The sequence below is a fragment of the Nitrospirota bacterium genome, from assembly GCA_016195565.1.
In the GTDB taxonomy this organism is placed as follows: Bacteria; Nitrospirota; Thermodesulfovibrionia; order Thermodesulfovibrionales; family UBA1546; genus UBA1546.
Map to the genome: position 1 here is coordinate 1 of JACPZK010000016.1, position 22,805 is coordinate 22,805.

The 22,805-nt window shown below is 43.2% G+C and carries 23 protein-coding genes and 2 tRNA genes; 22 read left to right on the forward strand and 3 right to left on the reverse strand.

Annotated features, from left to right (window positions below; translation table 11 throughout):
• Window positions 1–12 precede the first annotated feature (12 nt).
• From HY035_05370 to HY035_05470, 21 genes are all read left to right on the forward strand, one after another.
• Entirely contained in the window at window positions 13–705 is a 693-nt protein-coding gene (locus tag HY035_05370) for a response regulator (protein ID MBI3377818.1), read from the forward strand.
• Entirely contained in the window at window positions 705–2,504 is a 1,800-nt protein-coding gene (locus HY035_05375) for a PAS domain-containing protein (GenBank protein MBI3377819.1), read from the forward strand. The genes HY035_05370 and HY035_05375 overlap by 1 nt, the downstream gene beginning before the upstream one ends.
• Before the next feature lie 180 nt (window positions 2,505–2,684).
• Window positions 2,685–2,897, forward strand: a complete 213-nt coding sequence (locus HY035_05380) for a hypothetical protein (GenBank protein ID MBI3377820.1) — start codon at window positions 2,685–2,687, stop codon at window positions 2,895–2,897.
• Between the two features lie 18 nt (window positions 2,898–2,915).
• Entirely contained in the window at window positions 2,916–4,772 is a 1,857-nt protein-coding gene (locus HY035_05385; protein MBI3377821.1) for an EAL and GGDEF domain-containing protein, read from the forward strand.
• A complete protein-coding gene (locus tag HY035_05390) occupies window positions 4,769–5,995 on the forward strand; it encodes a glycoside hydrolase family 1 protein (protein ID MBI3377822.1) in 1,227 nt (408 codons plus the stop codon). Before HY035_05385 ends, HY035_05390 begins: the two co-directional genes overlap by 4 nt.
• 52 nt (window positions 5,996–6,047) lie before the next feature.
• Window positions 6,048–6,743: a phosphotransferase gene (locus tag HY035_05395; protein ID MBI3377823.1), complete on the forward strand. Its 696-nt coding sequence runs from the start codon at window positions 6,048–6,050 to the stop codon at window positions 6,741–6,743.
• A gap of 117 nt (window positions 6,744–6,860) precedes the next feature.
• Entirely contained in the window at window positions 6,861–8,153 is a 1,293-nt protein-coding gene (locus tag HY035_05400; protein MBI3377824.1) for a glycosyltransferase, read from the forward strand.
• A 66-nt stretch (window positions 8,154–8,219) separates the two neighbouring features.
• Complete coding sequence (locus HY035_05405) at window positions 8,220–8,396, forward strand: hypothetical protein (GenBank protein ID MBI3377825.1); 177 nt, start codon at window positions 8,220–8,222, stop codon at window positions 8,394–8,396.
• A gap of 435 nt (window positions 8,397–8,831) precedes the next feature.
• Entirely contained in the window at window positions 8,832–9,251 is a 420-nt protein-coding gene (locus HY035_05410; GenBank protein ID MBI3377826.1) for a phosphate-starvation-inducible PsiE family protein, read from the forward strand.
• Window positions 9,252–9,458: 207 nt separating this feature from the next.
• Window positions 9,459–10,643: a sensor histidine kinase gene (locus HY035_05415; GenBank protein MBI3377827.1), complete on the forward strand. Its 1,185-nt coding sequence runs from the start codon at window positions 9,459–9,461 to the stop codon at window positions 10,641–10,643.
• Entirely contained in the window at window positions 10,644–11,039 is a 396-nt protein-coding gene (locus HY035_05420; GenBank protein ID MBI3377828.1) for a response regulator, read from the forward strand.
• 74 nt (window positions 11,040–11,113) lie between these two features.
• Window positions 11,114–11,290, forward strand: coding sequence for a hypothetical protein (locus HY035_05425; protein ID MBI3377829.1), 177 nt, complete (start codon window positions 11,114–11,116; stop codon window positions 11,288–11,290).
• 39 nt (window positions 11,291–11,329) lie between these two features.
• Entirely contained in the window at window positions 11,330–11,527 is a 198-nt protein-coding gene (locus HY035_05430; GenBank protein MBI3377830.1) for a hypothetical protein, read from the forward strand.
• 684 nt (window positions 11,528–12,211) lie between these two features.
• Window positions 12,212–13,219, forward strand: coding sequence for a PstS family phosphate ABC transporter substrate-binding protein (locus tag HY035_05435; protein MBI3377831.1), 1,008 nt, complete (start codon window positions 12,212–12,214; stop codon window positions 13,217–13,219).
• A gap of 170 nt (window positions 13,220–13,389) precedes the next feature.
• A complete protein-coding gene (gene pstC, locus HY035_05440; protein MBI3377832.1) occupies window positions 13,390–14,280 on the forward strand; it encodes a phosphate ABC transporter permease subunit PstC in 891 nt (296 codons plus the stop codon).
• A gap of 36 nt (window positions 14,281–14,316) precedes the next feature.
• Window positions 14,317–15,225, forward strand: coding sequence for a phosphate ABC transporter permease PstA (gene pstA / locus HY035_05445; GenBank protein MBI3377833.1), 909 nt, complete (start codon window positions 14,317–14,319; stop codon window positions 15,223–15,225).
• A complete protein-coding gene (gene pstB, locus HY035_05450; GenBank protein MBI3377834.1) occupies window positions 15,219–15,986 on the forward strand; it encodes a phosphate ABC transporter ATP-binding protein in 768 nt (255 codons plus the stop codon). The genes pstA and pstB overlap by 7 nt, the downstream gene beginning before the upstream one ends.
• A gap of 122 nt (window positions 15,987–16,108) precedes the next feature.
• Complete coding sequence (gene phoU / locus HY035_05455; GenBank protein MBI3377835.1) at window positions 16,109–16,786, forward strand: phosphate signaling complex protein PhoU; 678 nt, start codon at window positions 16,109–16,111, stop codon at window positions 16,784–16,786.
• A gap of 39 nt (window positions 16,787–16,825) precedes the next feature.
• Complete coding sequence (bioA, locus tag HY035_05460) at window positions 16,826–18,196, forward strand: adenosylmethionine--8-amino-7-oxononanoate transaminase (GenBank protein ID MBI3377836.1); 1,371 nt, start codon at window positions 16,826–16,828, stop codon at window positions 18,194–18,196.
• A gap of 17 nt (window positions 18,197–18,213) precedes the next feature.
• Window positions 18,214–18,678: an OsmC family protein gene (locus tag HY035_05465; protein MBI3377837.1), complete on the forward strand. Its 465-nt coding sequence runs from the start codon at window positions 18,214–18,216 to the stop codon at window positions 18,676–18,678.
• Window positions 18,679–18,801: 123 nt separating this feature from the next.
• Complete coding sequence (locus HY035_05470) at window positions 18,802–19,248, forward strand: hypothetical protein (protein MBI3377838.1); 447 nt, start codon at window positions 18,802–18,804, stop codon at window positions 19,246–19,248.
• 415 nt (window positions 19,249–19,663) lie between these two features.
• Here HY035_05470 and polX read toward each other — a convergent pair whose 3' ends face one another.
• Together polX and HY035_05480 are read right to left on the reverse strand one after the other, a co-directional pair.
• Window positions 19,664–21,385, reverse strand: a complete 1,722-nt coding sequence (polX, locus tag HY035_05475; GenBank protein MBI3377839.1) for a DNA polymerase/3'-5' exonuclease PolX — start codon at window positions 21,383–21,385, stop codon at window positions 19,664–19,666.
• A gap of 193 nt (window positions 21,386–21,578) precedes the next feature.
• A tRNA-Leu gene (locus HY035_05480) sits at window positions 21,579–21,665 on the reverse strand.
• 78 nt (window positions 21,666–21,743) lie between these two features.
• Between HY035_05480 and HY035_05485 the strand changes: the two genes are divergently transcribed.
• Entirely contained in the window at window positions 21,744–22,550 is an 807-nt protein-coding gene (locus HY035_05485; GenBank protein MBI3377840.1) for an alpha/beta hydrolase, read from the forward strand.
• A 126-nt stretch (window positions 22,551–22,676) separates the two neighbouring features.
• Here the strand turns inward: HY035_05485 and HY035_05490 are convergent.
• A tRNA-Sec gene (locus HY035_05490) sits at window positions 22,677–22,774 on the reverse strand.
• Between the last annotated feature and the right edge of the window lie 31 nt (window positions 22,775–22,805).

Genomic DNA, 22,805 nt, shown 5'->3' on the forward strand with positions numbered 1-22,805 from the left:
CATTCTATCAGTATGGCAAAGAAAATTTTAATTGTTGATGATGAAAAAGATATTGTTGAGCTTATAGCATATAATCTCAAAAAAGAAGGTTTTGTCACAGATTCAGCTCCGGATGGCGAAACAGCCCTCGCAAAGATAAAGAAAGGCAATTATGACCTTGTAATCCTTGACCTCATGCTTCCCGGACTTCAGGGCGTTGAACTATGCAGGATAATAAGAAATGATATTCAAATGGCGTCACTGCCTGTTATTATGCTTACAGCCAAAGGAGAAGAGGTGGATAGAGTCCTGGGGCTTGAGATGGGAGCGGATGATTATATTACAAAGCCGTTCAGTCCGAGAGAGCTTGTTGCAAGGGTTAATGCTGTCCTCAGGAGGGCAAAAGAAAGGCCTGCATCAGGTCGCATAATAAAGGAAGGAGGCCTTGTTATAGACAAAGATGCGTATGCTGTAACCCGCAAAGGCATCCCCATTAAGCTGAGCGCTACAGAATTCAGGCTTCTTCTTTATCTCGTTGAGAGAAAGGGAAGGGTTTTTAACCGCGAACAACTTCTAAATGCAGTATGGAGTGATGAGGCATTCGTTGAGCCGAGAACAGTAGATGTGCATATAAGAAGGCTGCGCGCTCAGATAGAGGAAAATCCTTCAAGTCCCAGCTACATCAAGACCATGCGCGGCGCTGGTTATTTTTTTGACGGCAAGTAATGAAACGTGTCCTTTTTAGAAGAATTCTTTTTTCATACATTATTATAGTCCCTCTGCTTTTTATCCCTCTTGAAATATACCTCTCGCAAGTTATTAAGGATAATCATATTTCAAAGCTGAAAGAAACTCTGGGAATTCAGGCAGGTTTAATTGCCGATGAGATACCACGGCATTCCAAGGGCAGTCTGGATGATTTCTGCAGGCGGTATAAGGAAAAAACAGGCGCAAGGATAACGGTTATTGAAAGCAGCGGCAGAGTAATCGGCGATTCTGATGAGTTGTCCGAAAAGATGGATAACCATCTTGAGAGGCCTGAGATTAAAGAGGCTTCAATTAATATTACCGGCAGTTCCATGCGGTTCAGCACGACAGTGCAGAAAGATTCTTTCTATTTTGCCGTTTTATTGGATGAAAAAATATTTTTAAGGCTTGCGGTTCCGCTGCATGACATGGAAAAAGCAATCTCTTCCCTGCGGATGCGCATAGCTATAGCATCTGTTATTGCGCTGCTTGCAGCTATTCTGACAGGTCTTTTGCAAACTAATAAAATTACCAAGTCAATTGAAGAGATTGCAGCTTTCTCAAGGGAAGTTACAGCAGGAAATTTCAAGACAAGATTGTTTCTTAAGGAAAAGGGAGGAATCGGAGAGCTTGCAAAAAATATAAATACCATGGCGCATGAGTTCAAGATGCGGCTTGAGCGGAGCAATGAGGACAGGCACAGGATGGAGGAACTTTTAAAGAATATGCATGACGGCTTTGTGCTTTTGGACGTCAAGGGCAAGGTCTTGATCTGCAATCCTGCTGCAAAAAAAGTTTTCGGGGTTGAGCGCGATATAGAGGGCAGGCCGCTGCTGGAGGTAATAAGAAATGTCGGGTTAACCGATATCATGAAAGAGGTTACGGATAAAGAAGAATCTGTTGTACAGGAGATTGAGATTGAATATCCAAAAGAACTTTATCTCATGGCAACAGCAGCGCCGTTTTATTATCCTCCCCAGAGCGAGAATGTGTCAGGGGTCATGCTGTCATTTCATGATATTACAAGGCTCAGGCAGCTTGAGGATATGAGAAAGGATTTTGTGGCAAATGTATCCCATGAAATAAAAACTCCCATTACGGCAATAAAGGGATTTGCCGAGACATTGCTTGGAGGCGCAATTGATGATAAGGAGAACGCCTTGAGGTTTTTACAGACAATTAAAAATCACAGCGAACGCCTGAATTCACTTGTTGAAGACCTGCTTACGCTTTCAAGGATAGAACTCGGTGATATAAAGATAGAAAAAACAGCAGTCAGTCTTGACGATGTTATTGATACAGTCTTTACTACATTGCGGAACAAGGCCCGGATAAATGGCATTTATCTGAGAAAGGAGATACCTGAAAATCTTGGCGAGATAAAAGCGGACAGAAATCGTCTGGTCCAGATACTCCTTAATCTTGTGGATAACGGGATAAAGTTTACGGAAACAGGGGGCATAACTGTGAAAATTAGGAGTTCAAAGTTGAAAGTTAAAAGTGGGGAAAAAGACGCTGAACTCTTAACTCGAAACTCAAAACTCGCTGATTTCTTAGAAATCAGCGTGGAGGATACCGGCATAGGCATTCCGCAGAAGCATCTGCCGCGTCTTGGTGAAAGGTTTTATAGAGTTGACAGCTCCCGCTCAAGAGAACTCGGCGGAACCGGATTGGGACTTGCGATCGTGAAGCATCTTGTAAAGGCGCACGGCTGGGAAATGAAAATAGAAAGCGCTCAGGGCAAGGGGACGATAGTGAGCATTTTATGCCGTAATTAACACTTCTTTTAACCTGTTCGCATACAAGTAAAATACTTTTCGCATTGACCTGCAAAAGAATCAAAAGAATCAGGGATGGTCTCTCGAAGGCGGCCATTTCTTGAAAATGTCATTCCTCTGTCATATCCATGTAACATCAATCCCTTAGAATTACTGTAAAACGTTCCGAAGGAGGGTAACATGATATGCAAACACCTGCAGCAGTTCAGCATGCCTGAGACAGTATGGCGCATTGAGTCATGCGCAGTAAACGACAGGCCTTATAATCCCAACATCACTGAGCTAAACAATTTCTGCAAAGGCGAACAGAATAAGGGATGCCCTGTACTATTAAGGAGAGAATCAGCATTTGAAGGCAGCGGCCTTTTATTAGCAAGCTGCACAGCGGTATAGCCTTACCGGCGGTATAGTATGACTGTAAGATCAAAATGGGAAATAACCATAGACGATGAAAACTGTGTCTCTGAAAAGAAAAACAGTCTGAACGAAATAGGCGGGGATGCAATACTCGAACTCCTTGACGGCAATTTGCTCACCACCCACTTCCAGCCTGTCTTCTCCGCAAAGGACGGAGCTGTTTACGGTTATGAAGCATTGACGCGGATAAAGGGCGATAAAGGCGCTATCAACATTGGAGATTTGTTCAAAAAAGCGATATTGACGAACACTATCTCCTCCCTCGATGTCTGGTGCAGGGAAAATGGAATAAGGCTGTCGTCCTCTCTCGGCATAAATCATAACAATGCATACCTGTTCATAAACGTATGTCCCGAGTCATTAATGGACCCTGCCCACAGCGTCGGGATAACCGACGAGCTCGCAGAGAAATGGGGTATATCAAAGGAGAAAATTATCCTTGAAATAACCGAAGAGAGCGCTATACACAACTACAATTTATTCAAGGAGGCCGTTGCATATTACAAGAAGAGGGGCTATAAAATAGCCATAGACGATTTTGGCGCAGGATACGGAGGACTGAAAATGCTCTCTATGATAGAGCCTGATTTTGTCAAGATAGACCGCTATTTTATATCAAACATAGACAAAGCCACTGTAAAGTTCAATCTTGTGGATTCCATGGCTTCAGCATGCCACAGGCTCGGCATAAAGGTCATAGCCGAAGGCATAGAACAGGAAGAAGAACTCAAGACCGTAATGAACATGGGGATTGCTCTGCTCCAGGGGTACTACCTTCACAAACCCTCCCCTGTTCTCAATGGTGATAGGGCGCAAATTTCCATGCTGCACAATAAAAGCGCAAGCTGCTGTATGCAAAACGACGAGTTGTGTTTCATCGGAGACATTGCACATAACATAACGCCCATCCATCCATCGGGAGATATCTGGTCTGCATTCAACAGGTTTGTTGAAGACCCTGCAATCAGGGTAATACCTGTTGTTGACGATTCGAGAATAGTCGGTATACTTCACAGAAACAGGTTTTTGGAGAACAGTATCCTCGGCAACTACGGTTTTGCCATGCATCTGAATGCCACAAAACGCATACACGACCTCATGGAACAGCCTTCCATGATAGTAGACGCGAATACTACACTGGAAGACGTGGCACAGAGAATACAATCAAGAAAGTCAGAATTCCTTTATGATGATATATGCATAACAAAAAACGGCAAATACCACGGCATGGTGGCAGTCCATATCCTCCTCAATGCAATAACAGAAAGAAGCCTTATCCTTGCAAGGAATGCAAACCCCCTCTCCGGCCTCCCCGGGAATGAATCGATACAGCGAGAAATAAACAAAAGGATTTCCCAGAATATGCACTTTGATGTCTGCTACATAGACATCAACAATTTCAAGCCGTATAACGACCACTACGGTTTTGAAAAGGGAGATACGGTCATAAAAACGCTATCATGTATAATTGAAGACTCGCTAAAACCCGAGGACTTCGACTCCAGCTTCGCAGGGCATATAGGAGGAGATGACTTTATAGTTATCATGCCTCCTCAGATATCCCTCCCTGTATGCGAAAAGATAATCTCCAGCTTTGAGTCCACGCTTCCTGTACTGCATGATACAGAGGATCACGGCAAAGGTTATTATATCTCAAAGAACAGAAGAGATGAGAAAGAGACATTCAACCTGCTTTCTATCTCCATAGGAATCGTCAGCGCAGAAGTCCATAAAATCAAATCTTTTGCCCAGCTTGCATCAATAGCAACAGAGGTAAAGAAGGCTGCAAAGGTGCAGTCTGCCTCAGGTAAGGGTTCATCCATCGTGAGGGACAGAAGGCTTATGGAATGAGTTTTCTATGGGGTGTTGCAACGTCGGCCTTCCAGCTTGAAGGCTCTCCGTACGCAGACTGGGCATCGTGGGATGAAATACTTAGTGAAAAGCCTGATGTCACAGACCATTACAACCTCTATAAAAAGGACCTGGCCTTATTAAAAGATATTGGCGTGAATGCCTATAGGTTTTCTGTTGAATGGAGCAGGATACAGCCGAAGGAAAATATCTGGGATGATGAGGCTATTGCGCATTATCAGGAGGTCATCGACATACTCAGGAGCGATAATATCGAGCCGATGGTTACCCTTCACCACTTTACCCATCCGCTCTGGTTCATAAAAAAATATCCGTGGCATGAGGATGTATCCATTGAGAAGTTTCTGGCCTTCTCAGAAAAGATAGTCTCAAGGTTAAAGGGAGTGCGGTATTGGATAACCTTTAATGAACCATATGTGCTTATTCTCGCCGGTTACTTTGAGGGATGTACGCCGCCAGGGCTCAGGAATGTCCCGTTAGGGGTGAAGGCATTAAAAAATATTCTGGCCTGCCATGGGAAGGTATATGACCTTATTCATTCCAAAATACCTGATTCAATGGTAAGCATCGCACATAATATGGCTGCACTTGCGCCGTGGAACAGGTGGAATCCTCTGGACAAGCTTCTCTCCATGATTGCAAAGCACTTTTATAATCACTCCCTTTTAGATGCATTTATCACCGGCACTCTCAGTGTAAAACTTCCATTTAAGAAAGCAGTGGAAATTCCTGTTCCCATAAAGGGCAAGCTGGATTTCTTCGGTGTGAATTATTACACAAGGATTCACATGAGGTTCAATCCTTTCAAAAAGATGGGGGTCGAAATGAGGCACAGGGATATTGACGGCTATGGACTTACGGATATGGGATGGGAGGTACATCCCCGCGGTCTTGAAAAGGTTTTGAGGTATGCGTCAAAACTCAATGTTCCCTTAATAATAACAGAGAACGGCATTGCGACCAGGGACTGCCAGAGGAAGATAAAATTCATGAAACGCCATGTAGACGTGCTCGAAAAGTGCATTAAGGACGGTATCGACGTGAGGGGATACTTCTACTGGTCGCTTATAGACAATTACGAATGGCTTCAGGGCCTTGATGCACGTTTTGGACTTTACAAAGTTGATTTTAATACTCTGGAACGTAAACCGACCAATGCAGCTGCTTATTATTCATATCTGATAAAAAGCAGAAGTTTTTAACCTGATTTTAACCTTCCCTTAATACTCCTGTAACTACAAAAACCTATACTTAATAGTAATGTTACTGTGTGATTTCCATATCCACACAAAATACTCTGACGGATCGGTGGAGTTGGGAAGGGTTGTCGACCTCTATGGGCAGGCCGGGTTCGATGTCATCTCCATAACAGACCATGTGGTTAACGGGGACAATCCCATCGGAAAGCTCGCCCATCGTTTTAGATTATCTGTTACAGCAGAAAATTTTGACGAATACATAGCCAATGTAAAATACGAGGCAGAAAGGGCATGGAGCAAGTATGAAATGCTTGTAGTCCCTGGCGTGGAAATCAGCAAAAACTACATTACTCCTGAAAAATCAGCCCATATCCTTATCATCGACATAAAAGAGTTTATCCCTGCCTGCCTGAACTATGAAAAGATATTCCTTGAGGCAAAACAGCAGGACACACTGATAGTAGCCTGCCATCCACATTACCTTTCGGAATTCGGCAGGGACACCCTTTTTCTCTGGAACAACAGGGACAAATACGCCAAATACATAGATGCGTGGGAAATAGCCAACAGGGATGACGTGTTCAACGTCATAAGCCTCAAGAAATATCCCTATATTGCCAGCAGTGATTTTCATAGGACGCGACACCTGTATTCGTGGAAGACTCTCCTGAACTGCGAAAAAAATACGGGGTCGGTAAAACAATGCATAAGGCATAACAAAGGAGTAGCTATAACATTATTCAGGAATTAGAAAGATGAGAAATACCTTTATAAGTCATTCCTGCAAAAGCAGGAATCCAGAGAAAAACTACTGGATTCCCGTTTTCACGGGAATGACAGAAAGATTGCGTAAAAGGAGGAATTCGTAATGGAAATATTCTATGTTTTTGCCGGCATAACAATTTTTGGACTTATATGTTATGGATTGCAAATATGGGCAGTGCGCTCAACGCTAAAAGAAGATAAGAAGGTAAGAGGTTCAGAAGATGGGAATGCTTCAACCTCTCAACTTTTTAACTTCTCATCTTCTCAATTTCAGTTTCCTCCTGTCTCGATCCTCAAGCCCCTAAAGGGCCTTGATGACAATCTGTTCGATAATCTTGCAAGCTTCTGCGCACAGGATTATCCAGAATACGAAATTATATTTTCGCTTCAAGACCACAATGACCCTGCTTTTAAAGTAGTAAGAAAAATAAGGGATAAATATCCTGAAAAAGATATTTCCGTCATAGTAGAAAGATGCGATCTGGGATTAAACCCGAAGGTCAATAATCTCATCCCGGCATATAAGGCATCAAAATACGAATTAATCCTCATAAGCGACAGCAATGTGATGGTTGGTAATAATTACCTGAAGGCTATCACTAAACACATGCAAGACCCGGATGTAGGCCTTGTAAGCAACATGATAAGAGGAATAGGAGGCCGCACCATCGGATCAATACTGGAAAATCTGCATCTAAACTCCTTCATAGCAGGAAGCGTATGCTTCCTCGACAAATTTCTGAAGATGCCGTGCGTAATTGGAAAATCCATGCTTATGAGGAAAAGAGACCTTGAAGTCATCAGTGGATTTAAGGCTGTAAAAGATGTCCTTGCAGAGGATTATGTCATAGGCAAAAGGATGCATGGAATCGGGAAGAAAGTTGTGCTTTCGAATTATGCAGTTAATAATGTCAATGAATACTGGGGGATCAGAAGATTCATTAACAGGCATACAAGATGGGGGAAACTCAGATGGAGGCTTGGAGGAATAAAATATCTCTCCGAACTCATCGGAAATCCGGTATTCATGGCCTCTTTACCGGTATTGCTGTGGGAGCCATCAAAAATAACCATATCATTTGCTCTCCTTGTGAGTTTCCTCAAAGTCCTTGGTGATTCTTATCTTGGCACCCTGATATATGACACAGAAAATCGGAGAAGCGGAGAATCACCCATTCACCCATTCACCCACTCACCCATTCACTACTTACTATCGCCCATTAAAGACATTATAATCGGGTTTATATGGTTTGTCCCGATTCTGAGCAATACAGTTGTCTGGAGGGGAAGCAGATACATAATCGGCAGGAATTCCGTCCTATCTCCCATGCCTGAAAGCAATATATGGGCTTGGAGATACAGGGTTGCAGACGCTATTAAGGCAAGGCTCGCATGATTTGGGGAAACCCGAGCCTGATTTTTTTATAAACCTGCGGCATTTCATTAAGCATAAGGGGGGAATATGAAATGTATAGCCTGCGGAAGAGAGATGTTAAACAAAGGGACCCATCTTGAGTGCCCTAACATCCTTTGTGATTACGAAGAAGAAATCGCAATTAAGGAAGTGGAGATATTGGCAAGGCCTCAAAAGCAGGCCTCGTATGACACAACTTTATATACATCTTCATCAGTAACCTGATCACGACACTGATGGAGCATTGTAAAATTGTGCATGACGGACCTTACAGAGGCGGGATATGGAGTCGCAAACTGAGGAATCTCTTCCAAAAATGGTTACGACGCCCGGCAATAAATCTTCTCAGCAGCGCCGCTTTACCCGAGTATCCCTCTTTTTATCTTGAATTCCTGCGTGGTTGTGATTCCGGAAATACACAATGCAGGGGATGGGATGAAATATACAGAAAATGCGGGAAAGAGAAACCTCAAACAGTAGTGCGAAAGTAAACTGAAAATTTCATGCAATTGAAATAATGCTGTAACCTTCATTCATTATCATAATCATAACATCAGCATAACGCCGGGGGAGTTGCTTATGAATAAGATTCAAAAAGAGAAACGAGTTATTTTAACTTCTGTTTAATAAACCAATAACATCCGGAGCTTATAATCACACATGCGATTGTTCAAAAAGATTGTGGACATAATCATCAAGCTGATGATACCCCTTGTAATACTTGCCCTTATGATTGGTATTGCAAGGATATTTCTCGATTTGAGAGTGGTTTTTAAAAGCCCGACAATAGCGGCAGGGTTCGACATCATGATAACGAATATACTGTCCATGTTTATCGTTGTAGAGCTTCTAAGGAGCATCATCGAATATTTCGAGATACATAGACTGCGGATAACATTTATCACAGATGCCGCTTTGGTCTTCATTTTGAGGGAGGTCATGGTCGGTATTTATCAGCACAAAATGAATGCTGTTGAAATAGGTTCCCTTGCCATACTGCTTCTTGTAATCGGTGTCGTAAGAACACTGGCTATCGTGTATTCACCAAGTAAAACAAAGGAGGTAACAAACCATGAATAAAGAAGTTTCAGAAAAGATTGAGGACATTATGCTTACCATTGCCCTGCTAATCGGGATTTTGGTAATCGGTATGTACTGGAAATGACATTTTTCACTTAGATTTAACAATTCGGTCATACTGCTGTAACATCTCTGCGGTACGCTATAACAAACAACAGAATTGAAGAAGATAAACGAAGAACTTTAACCTGAAAGGAGGGGATAAGCATGGAGACTTCCGAAGTAGAATACAGAACTGTGGGAGCCCTGATCGCATCAAATGAATCTATTCAGCCGCAAATCCCTGTAAGCCGCGTTGCAGAAAAATTCTTCAGCATAACTTCTCTCGATGCGATAGCTATAGTTGATGGCAGGGAGACTATCGGGCTTGTTACGAGGCCGAAACTCCTTTTTACTCTCTTCAAGAGATTCGGTTTCGAACTTTATGGAAGAAAACCAATCATAACGATAGCCGATACAAGACCGCTCATAATGCATAAAGATGAGAGACTTGATGTTGCATTAGATAAAGCTCTGGACAGGCCTGTTGAGGATATATACGATGAGATCATTGTGATAGACGACACAGATTGTTATAAAGGGCTTTTATCCGTTAAACAGATGGTAATACAGCAAAGTAATGCACTTGCGAACAGTATTGTACAGAGAGAGATTGCGGGTGCCAAGGTGAAAGAGATTGAGAAGATCGAACGTATAAAATCACAGTTCATCGCAAATGTAACGCATGAGCTTCGCTCTCCGGTAAACGCCATAATAGGGCTTGCAGAACTCATGAAGATATCCTCAGAAAAGGGCTATGTTGACCAGCTTAAGGACAGGCTTTCCCTGCTTATGTCAAGTGCGACAAACCTCAGAGCAATTATCACAAACATCCTCGATCTTTCGAAAATCAAGGCCGGAAAGATGGAGGTCATCAAGGAGCGCTGTGACATACCGGCTATCCTGAGGGAATCCGCGGAAACAACCCGCATCTTGCTCGCCAACAAACCTGTTGATGTGGATGTGATCACTCACGTGGACCCTTTGTATATCGTATCCGATCCGCTCAAGATCAGACAGATATTGACCAACCTTCTGAGCAATGCATCGAAATTTACGGAGAAAGGGAGGATAGCTCTCACACTGCAGATGGAGGCTGACGGAATAAAGATAACTGTGAGTGATACAGGAATCGGTATAAAGGAAGAGGATATGGACAAGCTCTTTTCGGCATTCAGTCAATTGGAGGATGCGAAGACCAAGAGGCATGAGGGGACAGGACTTGGATTGACCATAACTAAGAACCTATTGAATATGTTAGGGGGCGGTATCTCGGTTGCAAGCGTATATGGAAAGGGGACTACATTTGAGGTTTATTTACCTTTAAACAATCTTGAGAAGGAGGAATCATAAATGAAAAAGAAGATATTGATTATCGATGATGACGTAAAACATCTCATTACAACAAGGGAAATTCTTGAGGAAGAAGGATACGAGGTGATAACCCACCAAAATGCCTTTGGAGCTACTAATCTCATTGGATCTATCCAGCCAGACATGGTCTTACTTGATATCAATATGCCTGCCCTCTCTGGCGACAGGCTTTCTGGATTGCTCCTTTCGAAGCACAAGACCAAGGATGTGCCCATTGTTTTTTATTCATCCAATGATGAGGACAGCATTAGGAAGGCTGTATCAGAGCATGGAGTTAAAGGTTATATCTGTAAGGGTGATATCTTTGAGCTGAAGAAAAAGGTTGCGTATTACCTGAGCCAAAACGGACAAAAAGAAAAATTAACGGCGGTTTAATAACCCTGTAACATTTTTCTACTATGCTATAAATATAAATTTGATAAACCTTAAAAGAAAGAGAGGTGAGAATCATGTGTCCTAAATTTAAAAACGGCGAGTGCGAGGTAGTAAATCTCGAGCCCGACCATGTTATTAAATGTGGTGCAGACAGAAACTCCTGCTATAAGAGCGATGAGTATGAGATATGCAAGCTCTACATGGTTGAACGAATACTGGACTTAGAGAATTCATTGAAGGCCGCAGCATGAAAGAAGATAAAAGAAGAACTTAACTTGAAAGGAGGCTTTATGAATGCATTTGCCGACATATCCGGAATCCACGAGGAAAAAGAGATGACCTGCCCGCATTGCAACAGCGAAAGGGCTGTATGCATGGCATCCATCTCATCAATGAGATTAGGGATTGTGGAGAGGCTCGTTTACTGCAACAATGAGAATCATGATAACTGTCCAATCTTTCTGGCGAAGGTTTTAAGGGGGAGGTAATACATGTGCCCCAAGATAAGAAACTGTATATGTGAGATTGTTGGGTTAAACCCCGAGCATATCGAGTGTGCGGAGAAAGGTAAGTGTTTTGGGAGAACTTACGAATACTGCAAGCTTTATATTGCAGAGTACTTCGCAAACTATCAGGGTCCGACAATAGAGTATAGAAAAATTGCATGGACATAATGGAAGGCTAAATGATGCAACCCAAAAGCAAACTAATTTGTCCACATTTACAGAAATGGGTTATCCCGACATGCAGGGCATTAGATAAACCATATGTCCCGAGTCTGTTTGAGCTTGAAGAATACTGCAATACCAAAGGCCATAGGAAGTGCCCATTCTGTTTACCGGGGGATAATCAAAATAAAGAGTACAACAGCCTGTTTCAGCTTAGGCAATAACCTTCTTGAAAAAGTAACATCCCCGTAATATTGCTGTAACATTGAATTGTTAGACTTTATTAATGTTGATTGTTTTATTAAGTCTAATACTTGCTGTAGGAGTTGTAATTTTGCTTATGGAGAGTAGACCTAACCTTTTTGTATTTCAACTTATAGAGAAGATCTTTGGCAGCAAAGGGAAGGCAGGTGATAAACCGGATAATAAGAGGTAAAATCAGTGAAAGAGTGAGCTAAGGATTTGCAAGAAGAAAGTATTCTGAAAATAAAAGGAGGATGAAAGATGTTTAAAAAGTTTGTTCTGAGTATGATTGCCATAATAATTATGGCAACGGTTAATGTAGTTGTCGCAGGCGCAGATGACAAAATTATCAAGATCGACGGTTCAAGCACGGTCTATCCGATAACAGAGGCGGTTGCAGAAGAGTTCCAGAAAGCAAAGAAAGGCGCTGTTAAGGTTACAGTCGGCATTTCAGGAACAGGAGGCGGTTTTAAGAAGTTCTGCAGGGGAGAAACAGATATATCAGACGCATCAAGGCCGATACTCAAGAAGGAAATAGATGTATGCAAGCAGCAGGGAATCGAATATGTTGAGCTTCCTGTTGCCTATGATGGGCTTGCAGTGATAGTTAATCCTAAAAACACATGGGTAAAATCTTTCACAGTTGCGGACCTCAAGAAGATGTGGGAACCTGCTGCACAGAGTAAAATCAAAAAATGGAATCAGGTAAGCGCTGAATGGCCTGATGCACAGTTAAATTTATTTGGCCCAGGCGCTGACTCAGGCACATTCGATTATTTCACAGAGGCGATTGTCGGGAAATCCAAGTCATCCCGCGGGGACTTCACGGCGAGCGAAGACGATAACGTGCTCGTGCAGGGAATAGCTGGCGACAAGAATGCCCTCGGATATTTTGGTCTTGCCTACTACGAGGAAAACAAGAACAAGCTTAAGGTCGTGCCGATTATCAACCCCGCGACCAGCAAGGCAGTCCTTCCATCGCTTCAGACCGTCATGGACGGCACCTACGCGCCCCTCTCGAGGCCTCTCTTCATCTATGTAAACAAAAAATCGGTCGATAAACCGGAGGTGAAGGAGTTCGTCGATTACTACATCAAGAACGCACCGAAGCTCACGAAGCAGGTAGGGTACGTGCCTCTTCCGGCCAATGCCTACAAGCTTGCCACAGAGCGCTTTACCAAACTGAAGACAGGGAGCATGTTCGGCGGCGAGGAGAAGGTAGGGATGAAGATCGAGGAATTACTTAAGCTGGAAGAGACAAAGAAATAGAATACTTTAAGAGGAAAAGGCGTGGCAAACAAACCACGCCTTTTTTATGCCATAAATTAGGCTTTTTAACATTTCTGTAACATTTCTGTAACACAGTTGTAACATTAAATATGGAAAATATCTATGTATTGCTTTTAACTGCTCGAATTGATATATAGGTAATAGGGACTATGAAGAAAGCTTTAGGGAAAAGAATAAAAGAAGGAATAATAGAAACAACTCTGTTTCTAAGCGCCCTCTCGTCTGTATTCATCACTATCAGCATTGTAGCTGTTCTGTCTTACGAGTCATTCGGATTTTTTAAAGAAGTTCCATTGATAGAATTTCTTACCGGAAAAGAGTGGACTCCATTGTTTGCAGAGCCGAAGTTCGGCATCCTTCCGTTGATTTCAGGAACGCTTTTAACTACATCCATAGCGCTCATAGTTGCGCTGCCATTAGGATTGACTGTTGCTGTCTATTTGAGCGAATATGCGCCGCACAGGTTAAAAGAGGTCATAAAACCGATTCTTGAGCTTCTGGCCGCAGTGCCTACAGTAGTGTACGGCTATTTTGCCTTGCTGTTTTTAACCCCGATACTTCAGAAATTTATCCCTGACCTTTCAGGATTCAATGCGTTGAGTCCAGGAATAATCATGGGGATAATGATAATCCCGTACGTAAGTTCTGTCAGCGAAGACGCAATGAGGGCAGTCCCGATGCACATCAGAGAAGGTTCTTATGCGATGGGCGCAACGAAACTTCAGACCGCATTTAAGGTTGTAATACCGTCAGCATTCTCAGGTATAGCTGCTGCATTTATCATCGGAATCTCAAGGGCTATCGGTGAAACAATGGTTGTTGCAATAGCAGCCGGAGGTATGCCTAACCTCACAGCAAACCCTCTGGAGCCTGTCCAGACCCTGACTGCTTACATTGTTGCGGTAAGCCTTGGGGATGTTCCGCATGGCACTATCGAATATAAAACCATATTCGCTGTCGGCATAACGCTTTTTTTGATAACACTTGTCTTTAACATAATAGGCTTCTGGTTCAGGAAAAGGATACGGGAAGTTTACTAAAAATGAAAAATTCAAATTTTATTTATAAATTTACTTATGGAAGATATTAAAAAACGGATAGCATTTATAAAATTCTGGAATGGGATGTTTATGATAGTGGGGCTTCTGTCCACCTTTGTAGGACTCGTCCTTCTTTTTACGCTCATGGCAGACTTGATGATAGACGGATTCCCCCGTCTGAGCTATAGATTTTTCACCTCATTTCCTTCAAGGTTCCCAGCTGAGGCAGGGATACTCTCTGCATGGGTGGGAAGCTTTCTGCTGCTGCTTGTTACAGCATCCGCTGCAATCCCCCTTGGGGTAGCTGCAGGAATTTATCTCGAGGAGTATGCAGGGAAAAACTGGCTTACGGATATTATCGAAATCAATATCGCAAATCTCGCAGGGGTGCCTTCAATAGTTTATGGACTTCTCGCGCTGGGGTTGTTTGTTTATTTCTTTAAATTCGGCGAAAGCACTCTTACAGGAGGGCTTGCGCTTGCTCTTTTGATTCTTCCAATGGTAATAATGGCGACAAGGGAAGCCATAAGGGCAATCCCTAACTCAATAAGAGAGGCATCTTACGCACTCGGCGCCACTAAATGGCAGACCGTTCAGTCCCATATAATTCCATATTCAACAGGCGGAATCCTGACCGGTATTATAATTGGGCTTTCCAGGGCGATAGGCGAAACTGCTCCGATAATAACAGTAGGCGCTCTCACATTCATTGCCTTTCTTCCTACGTCGCCGTTTTCTTCGGAATTTCCTTTCATATCATTCAAATGGCTGTTGGACCCCTTCACCGTCATGCCGATACAGATGTTTAACTGGGTATCAAGGCCGCAGCATGATTTCCAGTTAAATGCAGCGGCTGCAGGAATAGTATTGATGATAATGACATTGCTCATGAACGGGCTTGCAATTTATATAAGATACAGGTTCAGAAGGAAGATAAAATGGTAAAAGAACTAAAAGCAGAGGTCAAAAAACTTAATTTCTACTACGGCAGTGTCCAAGCCCTGAAGGATATTAACCTGCCGATAGAGCGCAGAAAAGTAAGCGCACTTATCGGGCCTTCAGGCTGCGGAAAGACCACGTTCCTCAGATGTTTTAACCGCATGCACGACCTCTATCCGCATAACAGGTATGAGGGCGAGATTACGCTCTATCCTGACAATATCAATATCATTTCTCCTGAGATAGACCCTATTGAGATAAGGATGCAGATAAGCATGGTCTTTCAGAAACCTAACCCGTTCCCCAAATCAATATATGAAAATGTCGCCTATGGGCTGAGAGTAAGAGGAGCCAGCAAGAGAGCGGTGCTGGATGAGAAAGTGGAAAAGTCACTGAGAGGCGCTGCGCTCTGGGACGAGGTAAAGGACAGGCTCAATAACCTTGCGTTTGACCTTTCGGGCGGGCAGCAGCAGAGGCTCTGCATAGCAAGGGCGCTTGCAACTGATCCGAGGATTCTTCTTTTTGACGAGCCTACATCCGCGCTTGACCCCACTGCCACTTCAAAGATAGAAGAGCTTATAATACAGCTTAAGGATGAGGTGACCATAATAATAGTAACTCATAATATGCAGCAGGCGGCAAGGGTCTCAGATTATACGGCGTTCATGTATCTTGGAGAGATAATAGAGTTTGACAGGACAGACAAGATATTTACTGCTCCTTCAAATAAGCTTACAGAGGAATATATTACAGGAAGGTTCGGATAATGAACTGTTCCTGGCAGTTTGTCATTGCGAGGAACGATAGTGACGAAGCAATCTCAATCGAGATTCCGTCGCTACGCTCGGAATGACAAAAGTGTAATTTATTAGTCCTGTAAGGAGGTTTCATGGCAACTGTATTTGAAAAAGAACTGACGGATTTAAAGGGAAGAGTATTAAAACTCGGCTCTCTTGTAGAAAAGGCGATAAGCGACTCAATAAAATCGCTTGTCGAGAGGGATTCAAAACTTGCGGCTGATGTCATAGACAAAGACCTGCAGGTAAATGCGCTTGATGTTGAAATAGATGAGGAATGCATAAGGTTGATTGCTCTCAGGCAGCCCCGCGCAGGCGACCTGCGGCTTATAACTACTGCGATGAAGATTACGACCGACCTTGAGAGAATCGGAGACCTCGCTGTTGATACCTCGGAACGCGCATTGGAGTTAAATGAAGAGCCTCAGTTAAAACCCTATATTGATATCCCGCGCATGGCTGAGATAGCTCAGGGCATGGTAAGAGATGCCCTTGATGCATTCGTAAAAAGGGATTCTGCGCTGGCAAGGGATGTGCTGACAAGAGATGATATGGTTGATAATCTCAACTGGCAGGTATTTAATGAACTTTTATTTTTTATGATACAGGATCCCAAGACCGTTTCCAGGGCCGTGAAGATAACGTATGTATCAAAGTACATAGAAAGGATTGCTGATCACGCAACAAACATAGCGGAGATGGTTGTTTATCTTGTTGAGGGTAAGATTATAAGACACATGACAGTATTTGACGATAAAAAGAAGGACTAACGCCGCCTCAATTTAATCTGTTATCATAGGGCTATGAAAATTCCCGGTGAAAACAGACATCTCGAAGAATCAGACAAGAAATATCTCTGGCATCCCTTTACGCAGATGAAGGACTGGCTTGATGAAAAACCTGTCATTATTTCTGAGGGAAGGGATTGTTTTATAAAAGACATCTACGGCAGGTGGTATCTAGACGCTGTATCATCAATGTGGGTAAATATCCACGGACACAGGAAAAAAGAAATTGATGATGCAATCAAAGAGCAAATAGATAAAATCTCTCACTCAACTCTTCTCGGCTCAAGCAATGTGCCGGCGATTAAATTAGCAGAAAAGCTTGTGCAACTTGTGAACTCGTCCCTTGTCCCTTGTCCCTCGTCCCTAACCAAGGTTTTCTATTCTGACAACGGCTCAACTTCTGTTGAGGTTGCGCTCAAGATGGCATTTCAGTATTGGCTGCACAAAGGACTGGCTGGAAAGCATGGTTTTCTCTCACTGAAAAATGCATATCACGGGGATACGCTCGGAGCTGTTAGCGTTGGAGGCATTGATATTTTTCATAAAACATTTAAGCCGCTTTTATTCAAAACGTATAATGCGCCTTCGCCATATTGTTACAGGTGCGGATCAGGACTCACGTATCCTGACTGCAAAACAGCCTGTCTTGAAAAAATGGAGGAGATTCTCAAAGCGCATTCTCCCGAGATTGCGGCAGTTATCATCGAGCCCTCGGTTCAGGCGGCAGGGGGGATGATTGTGTCTCCGCAGGGTTATCTTAAAGGCGTACGCGATTTATGCACGAGATATAATGTGCTGATGATTGCTGATGAGGTTGCAACTGGATTTGGAAGAACAGGCAGAATGTTTGCATGTGAGCACGAAGATGTGATGCCGGATATAATGTGCCTGTCAAAAGGAATTACAGGAGGTTATCTGCCGTTGGCAGTGACAATCGCAACTGATGAGATCTACAATGCATTTCTTGGTGAATTCAAAGAATTGAAAACCTTCTTTCACGGGCATTCGTACACAGGCAATCCATTGGCGTGCGCAGCAGCTCTTGCCTGCCTTGATATATTTGAAAAGGAAGAAACACTTAAGAATCTCAAGCCAAAGATAGAAATACTTGAAAGATGGCTTAAGGAAATATCGGAACTCTCCCAGGTAGGAGACGCAAGGAACAAAGGGCTTATGGCAGGAGTTGAACTCGTAAGAGATAAAAATACAAAAGAGCCTTACGCATGGGGAGAGAAGATGGGATGGAAGGCTGCATATCATGCAAGGGACAACGGCGTTTTCCTAAGGCCTCTCGGGAATGTTGTTGTGATAATGCCGCCTTTGAGCATCAGCATGGAAAATCTGAAGCAGATGCTTAAAGTAATCAGGGATGCAATAATCGCTGTGACATAAAATTTATGGAGGAATAGATGGGAGAGGAAAAAGAGGCGATAGACCTATCAGGATATAAGGAGAAGATACCGCCTGTAAACAAGGGCGCTTTAACATGGGAAAAGGAATTAATCTTTCATGGCAGAACACAGCGGGGTGAAGAAGTTGATTACGATGCTGAATTCCAGTGGGGATGCTCACCCACAGAAACCCTGTTAATGAGCGTTGCAGGATGTCTTGCAATAGATGTAGTTTCGTTCCTCAGAAAGATGAAGGCAGAGATAACAAAGTTCAGGATAGATTATTCCGGCGAGAGAAATCTTACGCCTCCCCAGTATTATAAGACAATGGAGATGAACATAAATATTTCCGGTAAAAACATTACGCCTAAGAAAATAGAGAGGGCAATTGCCCTCTCGCAGGAGAAATACTGCTCTGTTTATCATTCGCTGAGGAAAGATATTAAAGTGGATGTGAAATATAATATAACCAATGAGGGTTAGTATGAAATTCCTTATGGACTTGCTGCAGGGCTATCTTTTTTCTGTCATTCCGCACTTGATGCGGAATCCAGTCTTTTTTCTGGATTCCCCGATTAAATCGGGGAATGACAAACAGGGAAAACCATGAGCAAAAAGTCTGTCTTAGTCCTTTTTATCCTAATCATTTCTCCGGCGCTTATCTATTTCCTCTGGCCGTCTGACGAAAGCCGGATTAAGAAACTCATCAAAGAAGGCGCAGCAGCAGTTGAGAAAGAAGAGATTGACAATGTCATGGCAAAGGTCTCGTTCAATTATCAGGACAATCACGGTTTCACATATATTCTTTTAAAGAGGGTGTTTGATGAGCAGTTCAAGAGAATGTCAGGGATAAAGGTTGAATATGAAAATCTCAAGATAGAGGTGAAGGATAAGTCAGCATCAGCTTTTTTTGACCTGCGGGTGATTGCAACAATCGGAAATGATACGGGTTATTATATTGGTGACATCAAAAATCCGGTGCGAATGAAACTCTACCTTGAAAAAGAACGGCTCAACTGGCTCGTGACAAAGACAGAAGGGTTAAATCTCTGAGCCTAATTCTCAATCTCATGCCCTCTGCCCACAGATAATGTCCCGGCTCCTTTTTGTCCTTTCTTTTTGGCAAAGGTTTGTTCATTGAGTTCCCAGAAGCCGCTGCTGTAAAAGGTCTTCGCCGTTGCGCCGCCCGTCAAGAACAGACTGAATTAAAACGGTCTTATCTCTGATTCCATATATGGTGCGGTAGGGCTTAAAAAATACTTCTCTGAAATCAGATATTCCCCAAAAAATCGAAGCTATTACTATAAAGAAAATTATAAGCAGGGCGAATTGTGTTAATGTGCAAAGTAAACCGCGTCAACAATCCTAAAATGGAATATCCCAAATCAGGATATAGAATTTAAGGTATATTTAGCTATAATAATGACATGTAAGGGGGAAGATACCCTTTTGGTAAATCATTTTGCCCTTATCCTCTCTTTTCCCTGAGAACCCTAATAAGGCTGTCATAACCCAGCGTATTCAGAACATCTTTTTTCTCAAGCCACCCCCTTCGTGCTATTGATACGCCGTAGTGCATGTAGTCAAACTGGCTTGTGAGGTGTGCGTCTGTGTTTATGACAAGTTTAATCCCGAGTTCCTTTGCCTTTTTTGCATAGATATCATTGAGGTCAAGCCTTAAGGGATACGCATTTATCTCAAGAGCGGTTCCTGTCTCTTTTGCAATTTTAAGAATATAGTCCATATCTACCTCATAGGGGTCTCTTTCTCCAATAAGCCTTCCTGTCGGATGCGCAATCACAGATACATAGGGGTTCTTCATTGCTGAGACAAGCCTTTTTGTAAGCTGTTCCTTGCTCTGCCTGAATCCCGAATGTATTGATGCAATGACGATATCCATTTTTGCAAGGACTTCATCAGAAAAATCCATCCTGCCGTCGCTTCTTATATCAAACTCAATCCCTATCAGGAGTTTAAAACCGCTGAGTTTTTTATTCAAAGCGTCTATTGTTTTTTTCTCTTCCATCAGCCTTTCCTCATTCAGCCCCCTTGCAATGCCGAGCCCTTTTGAATGGTCTGTAATCGCTATATACTCATATCCCCTTTCTTTTGCCGCACCGGCAAGTTCTTCAAATGTGTGACTTCCGTCACTCCATTCGCTGTGCACATGAAGATCCCCTCTTATGTCTTTCAGTTCAATTAGTCTTGGAAGGGCATTGTTCATGGCAGCCTCAATCTCTCCCCTGTCTTCCCTCAGTTCAGGCGGGACGTATTGAAGCCCGAGCATGTTGTAGATGTCTTCTTCGTTTTTGCCTCCGAGTTTTTTGTTGTCCTTTTCCCTGAATATGCCGTATTCATTTATCTTAAGCCCTTTCTTTACAGCCATCTCCCTTAAACGTATGTTATGCTCTTTGCTGCCGGTAAAATAGGCGAGCGCTGCTCCGAAAGATTCGTCTTCAACCACTCTCAGGTCAACCTGAATTCCCTCTCCCGTCATAATGCTTGACTTTGTCGGGCCATGCATCAGCACTTCTTTTACGTCAGGAAGGTGTAGAAATGTTTTCATGACATCATGCGGATTGGATGAGGTTATCAAAATATCAATATCCCTTACAGTGTCTTTCATTCTCCGCAGGCTTCCTGCAACGCTTATTTTTTTAACGGGCGCATTTTTTTTAAGGTATTCCACAATAACAGAGGCAATTGGTAGCACCCTGCCCAGCGGCTGTCTTTCTTTGCTTCTCCTGAGCATCTCAATTCCTCTGATTATATTTTCCTCTGTCTTTTCTTTTATTCCCGGAAGACCGGCAAGTTTATGCTCTCCGGCGAGTTTCTCAAGCTCGTCAATGTTTTTTATTTTCAGTTTTTCGTGAAGGAGCTTTGCTGTTTTTGGGCCGAGGCTTGGCACAGAAAGGAGCTCAGAAAGGCCTTCAGGAACCTCTTTTTTCAGGTCTTCGTAACTTGCGACTTTTCCTGTTTTTAAGTATTCCTCAATCTTGTCAGCGAGGTCTTTTCCTATGCCCGGTATTTCAAGGAGTTCTTCCCTGCTCAGGCCTGCGATGTTTTTTGCATGGCCTTCAATGTTCAGCGCAGCCCTCTGGTATGCCCTGATGCGGAACGGGTTTTCGCCTTTTATCTCAAGCAGGCCGGCAATCTCATTGAAGATATCGGCTATTTCCTGATTCTTCATGAATAAAGTATAGCAGAAGGAAAATCCTGTGTATTCAAGCAAAGCAGGATATAATATCTTCGCTCATTCTCGGGCTATCGCCCTCCGAGGTATTTTGCCTCATGATTATTCAGCAATTTACTGTAGGAATATCGGCAAAATAAAACCGCTCAAATACTATATCCTGTTTTGCTTGTGAGAAGTGTAGAATGAATGGTGCCGAAGGCGGGATTTGAACCCGCACAGCCTTTCGACCACTAGACCCTGAACCTAGCGCGTCTGCCAGTTCCGCCACTTCGGCTGTTAATATTATATAATATTCCGTAGAAGTGATGCAGTAGATGTCAGTTATTGAATTATGGCAATAAAGACAAGAAGAATGATTTACACAATTTTCATCGGGCTGGCTCTTGGCTATCTGCTCCTTGCCGGGTTTGTTTATCTGCGACAGGACAGTATGGTCTATTACCCCACAAAAGATATAGAGGGAACGCCTGCGGACATAGGTTTGAAATATGAAGAGATTACTCTGAGGACAAAAGACAGCGTTAATCTCTCGGCATGGTATGTGCCTGCAAGGGATGAGCGCGGGGTTGTGCTTTTCTGCCACGGGAATGCGGGCAATATCTCTCACCGCCTGGATTCTATCCGCATATTCCATGATTTAGGACTCAGCGTTCTTATATTTGATTACAGGGGCTACGGAAGAAGTGAAGGCTCACCGACAGAAGAGGGGACATATCTTGACGCAGAATCAGCATGGGAATATCTTGTTAATGTGAAAGGTGAGCGCTCTGAAAAGGTTATATTGTTCGGACGCTCTTTGGGAAGCGCTGTTGCAGCAGAGCTTGCGCTCAGGCACCCAGCAGCAGGCATTATCATTGAATCAGGATTTAAGTCTATTCCTGAACTCGGAGCAAAATTTTTTCCGTATCTTCCCATAAGATTAATCAGCCGCTTCCAATATTCAACCATTGATAAAGTGAGCATGATTAACATGCCTAAACTTTTTGTCCACAGCCCGCAGGATGAGATGATTCCTTATGAGCACGGCGCTGCGCTTTTCAAAAAGGCAGCAGAGTCCAAAGAGTTTCTTCAGATAACAGGCGGGCACAATGAAGGCTTTCTGACATCCGGGAAAGTTTACACTGACGGGCTGGACAGGTTTATCTCAAAATATCTTTAGACGGGTCATAGTATTTCCATTCATTAATTACCTATTTGTCATTCTGGCTTGTCCGGAATCATTCTGAAAGATTCCCGACGTGGCGGGAATGACAGAAGTAACAAATCAAGCATTGGCGAAGTTTAATGGCGGGAGCGTGTGGGAATCGAACCCACCCTTCCGGTTTGTGGCCGGAAACACCGGCTTTGAAGGCCGGGAGGGACACCAGAACCCTATGCGCTCCCAGTGTTGATTATTTTATCAGAACGGCAGGTT

Bases quoted from the DNA above. Each gene is read 5' to 3' on its own strand.
- HY035_05380 (MBI3377820.1), top strand. From the start codon at position 2,685: ATGATATGCAAACACCTGCAGCAGTTCAGCATGCCTGAGACAGTATGG.
- HY035_05470 (MBI3377838.1), top strand. From the start codon at position 18,802: ATGAGCAAAAAGTCTGTCTTAGTCCTTTTTATCCTAATCATTTCTCCG.
- polX (MBI3377839.1), bottom strand. From the start codon at position 21,385: ATGAAGAATCAGGAAATAGCCGATATCTTCAATGAGATTGCCGGCCTG.
- pstB (MBI3377834.1), top strand. From the start codon at position 15,219: ATGGTAAAAGAACTAAAAGCAGAGGTCAAAAAACTTAATTTCTACTAC.
- HY035_05485 (MBI3377840.1), top strand. From the start codon at position 21,744: ATGATTTACACAATTTTCATCGGGCTGGCTCTTGGCTATCTGCTCCTT.
- phoU (MBI3377835.1), top strand. From the start codon at position 16,109: ATGGCAACTGTATTTGAAAAAGAACTGACGGATTTAAAGGGAAGAGTA.
- HY035_05390 (MBI3377822.1), top strand. From the start codon at position 4,769: ATGAGTTTTCTATGGGGTGTTGCAACGTCGGCCTTCCAGCTTGAAGGC.
- HY035_05405 (MBI3377825.1), top strand. From the start codon at position 8,220: ATGAAATGTATAGCCTGCGGAAGAGAGATGTTAAACAAAGGGACCCAT.
- pstA (MBI3377833.1), top strand. From the start codon at position 14,317: ATGGAAGATATTAAAAAACGGATAGCATTTATAAAATTCTGGAATGGG.
- HY035_05400 (MBI3377824.1), top strand. From the start codon at position 6,861: ATGGAAATATTCTATGTTTTTGCCGGCATAACAATTTTTGGACTTATA.
- HY035_05415 (MBI3377827.1), top strand. From the start codon at position 9,459: ATGGAGACTTCCGAAGTAGAATACAGAACTGTGGGAGCCCTGATCGCA.
- HY035_05375 (MBI3377819.1), top strand. From the start codon at position 705: ATGAAACGTGTCCTTTTTAGAAGAATTCTTTTTTCATACATTATTATA.
- HY035_05370 (MBI3377818.1), top strand. From the start codon at position 13: ATGGCAAAGAAAATTTTAATTGTTGATGATGAAAAAGATATTGTTGAG.
- HY035_05430 (MBI3377830.1), top strand. From the start codon at position 11,330: ATGAATGCATTTGCCGACATATCCGGAATCCACGAGGAAAAAGAGATG.
- pstC (MBI3377832.1), top strand. From the start codon at position 13,390: ATGAAGAAAGCTTTAGGGAAAAGAATAAAAGAAGGAATAATAGAAACA.
- HY035_05425 (MBI3377829.1), top strand. From the start codon at position 11,114: ATGTGTCCTAAATTTAAAAACGGCGAGTGCGAGGTAGTAAATCTCGAG.
- HY035_05410 (MBI3377826.1), top strand. From the start codon at position 8,832: ATGCGATTGTTCAAAAAGATTGTGGACATAATCATCAAGCTGATGATA.
- HY035_05435 (MBI3377831.1), top strand. From the start codon at position 12,212: ATGTTTAAAAAGTTTGTTCTGAGTATGATTGCCATAATAATTATGGCA.
- HY035_05465 (MBI3377837.1), top strand. From the start codon at position 18,214: ATGGGAGAGGAAAAAGAGGCGATAGACCTATCAGGATATAAGGAGAAG.
- HY035_05420 (MBI3377828.1), top strand. From the start codon at position 10,644: ATGAAAAAGAAGATATTGATTATCGATGATGACGTAAAACATCTCATT.
- HY035_05385 (MBI3377821.1), top strand. From the start codon at position 2,916: ATGACTGTAAGATCAAAATGGGAAATAACCATAGACGATGAAAACTGT.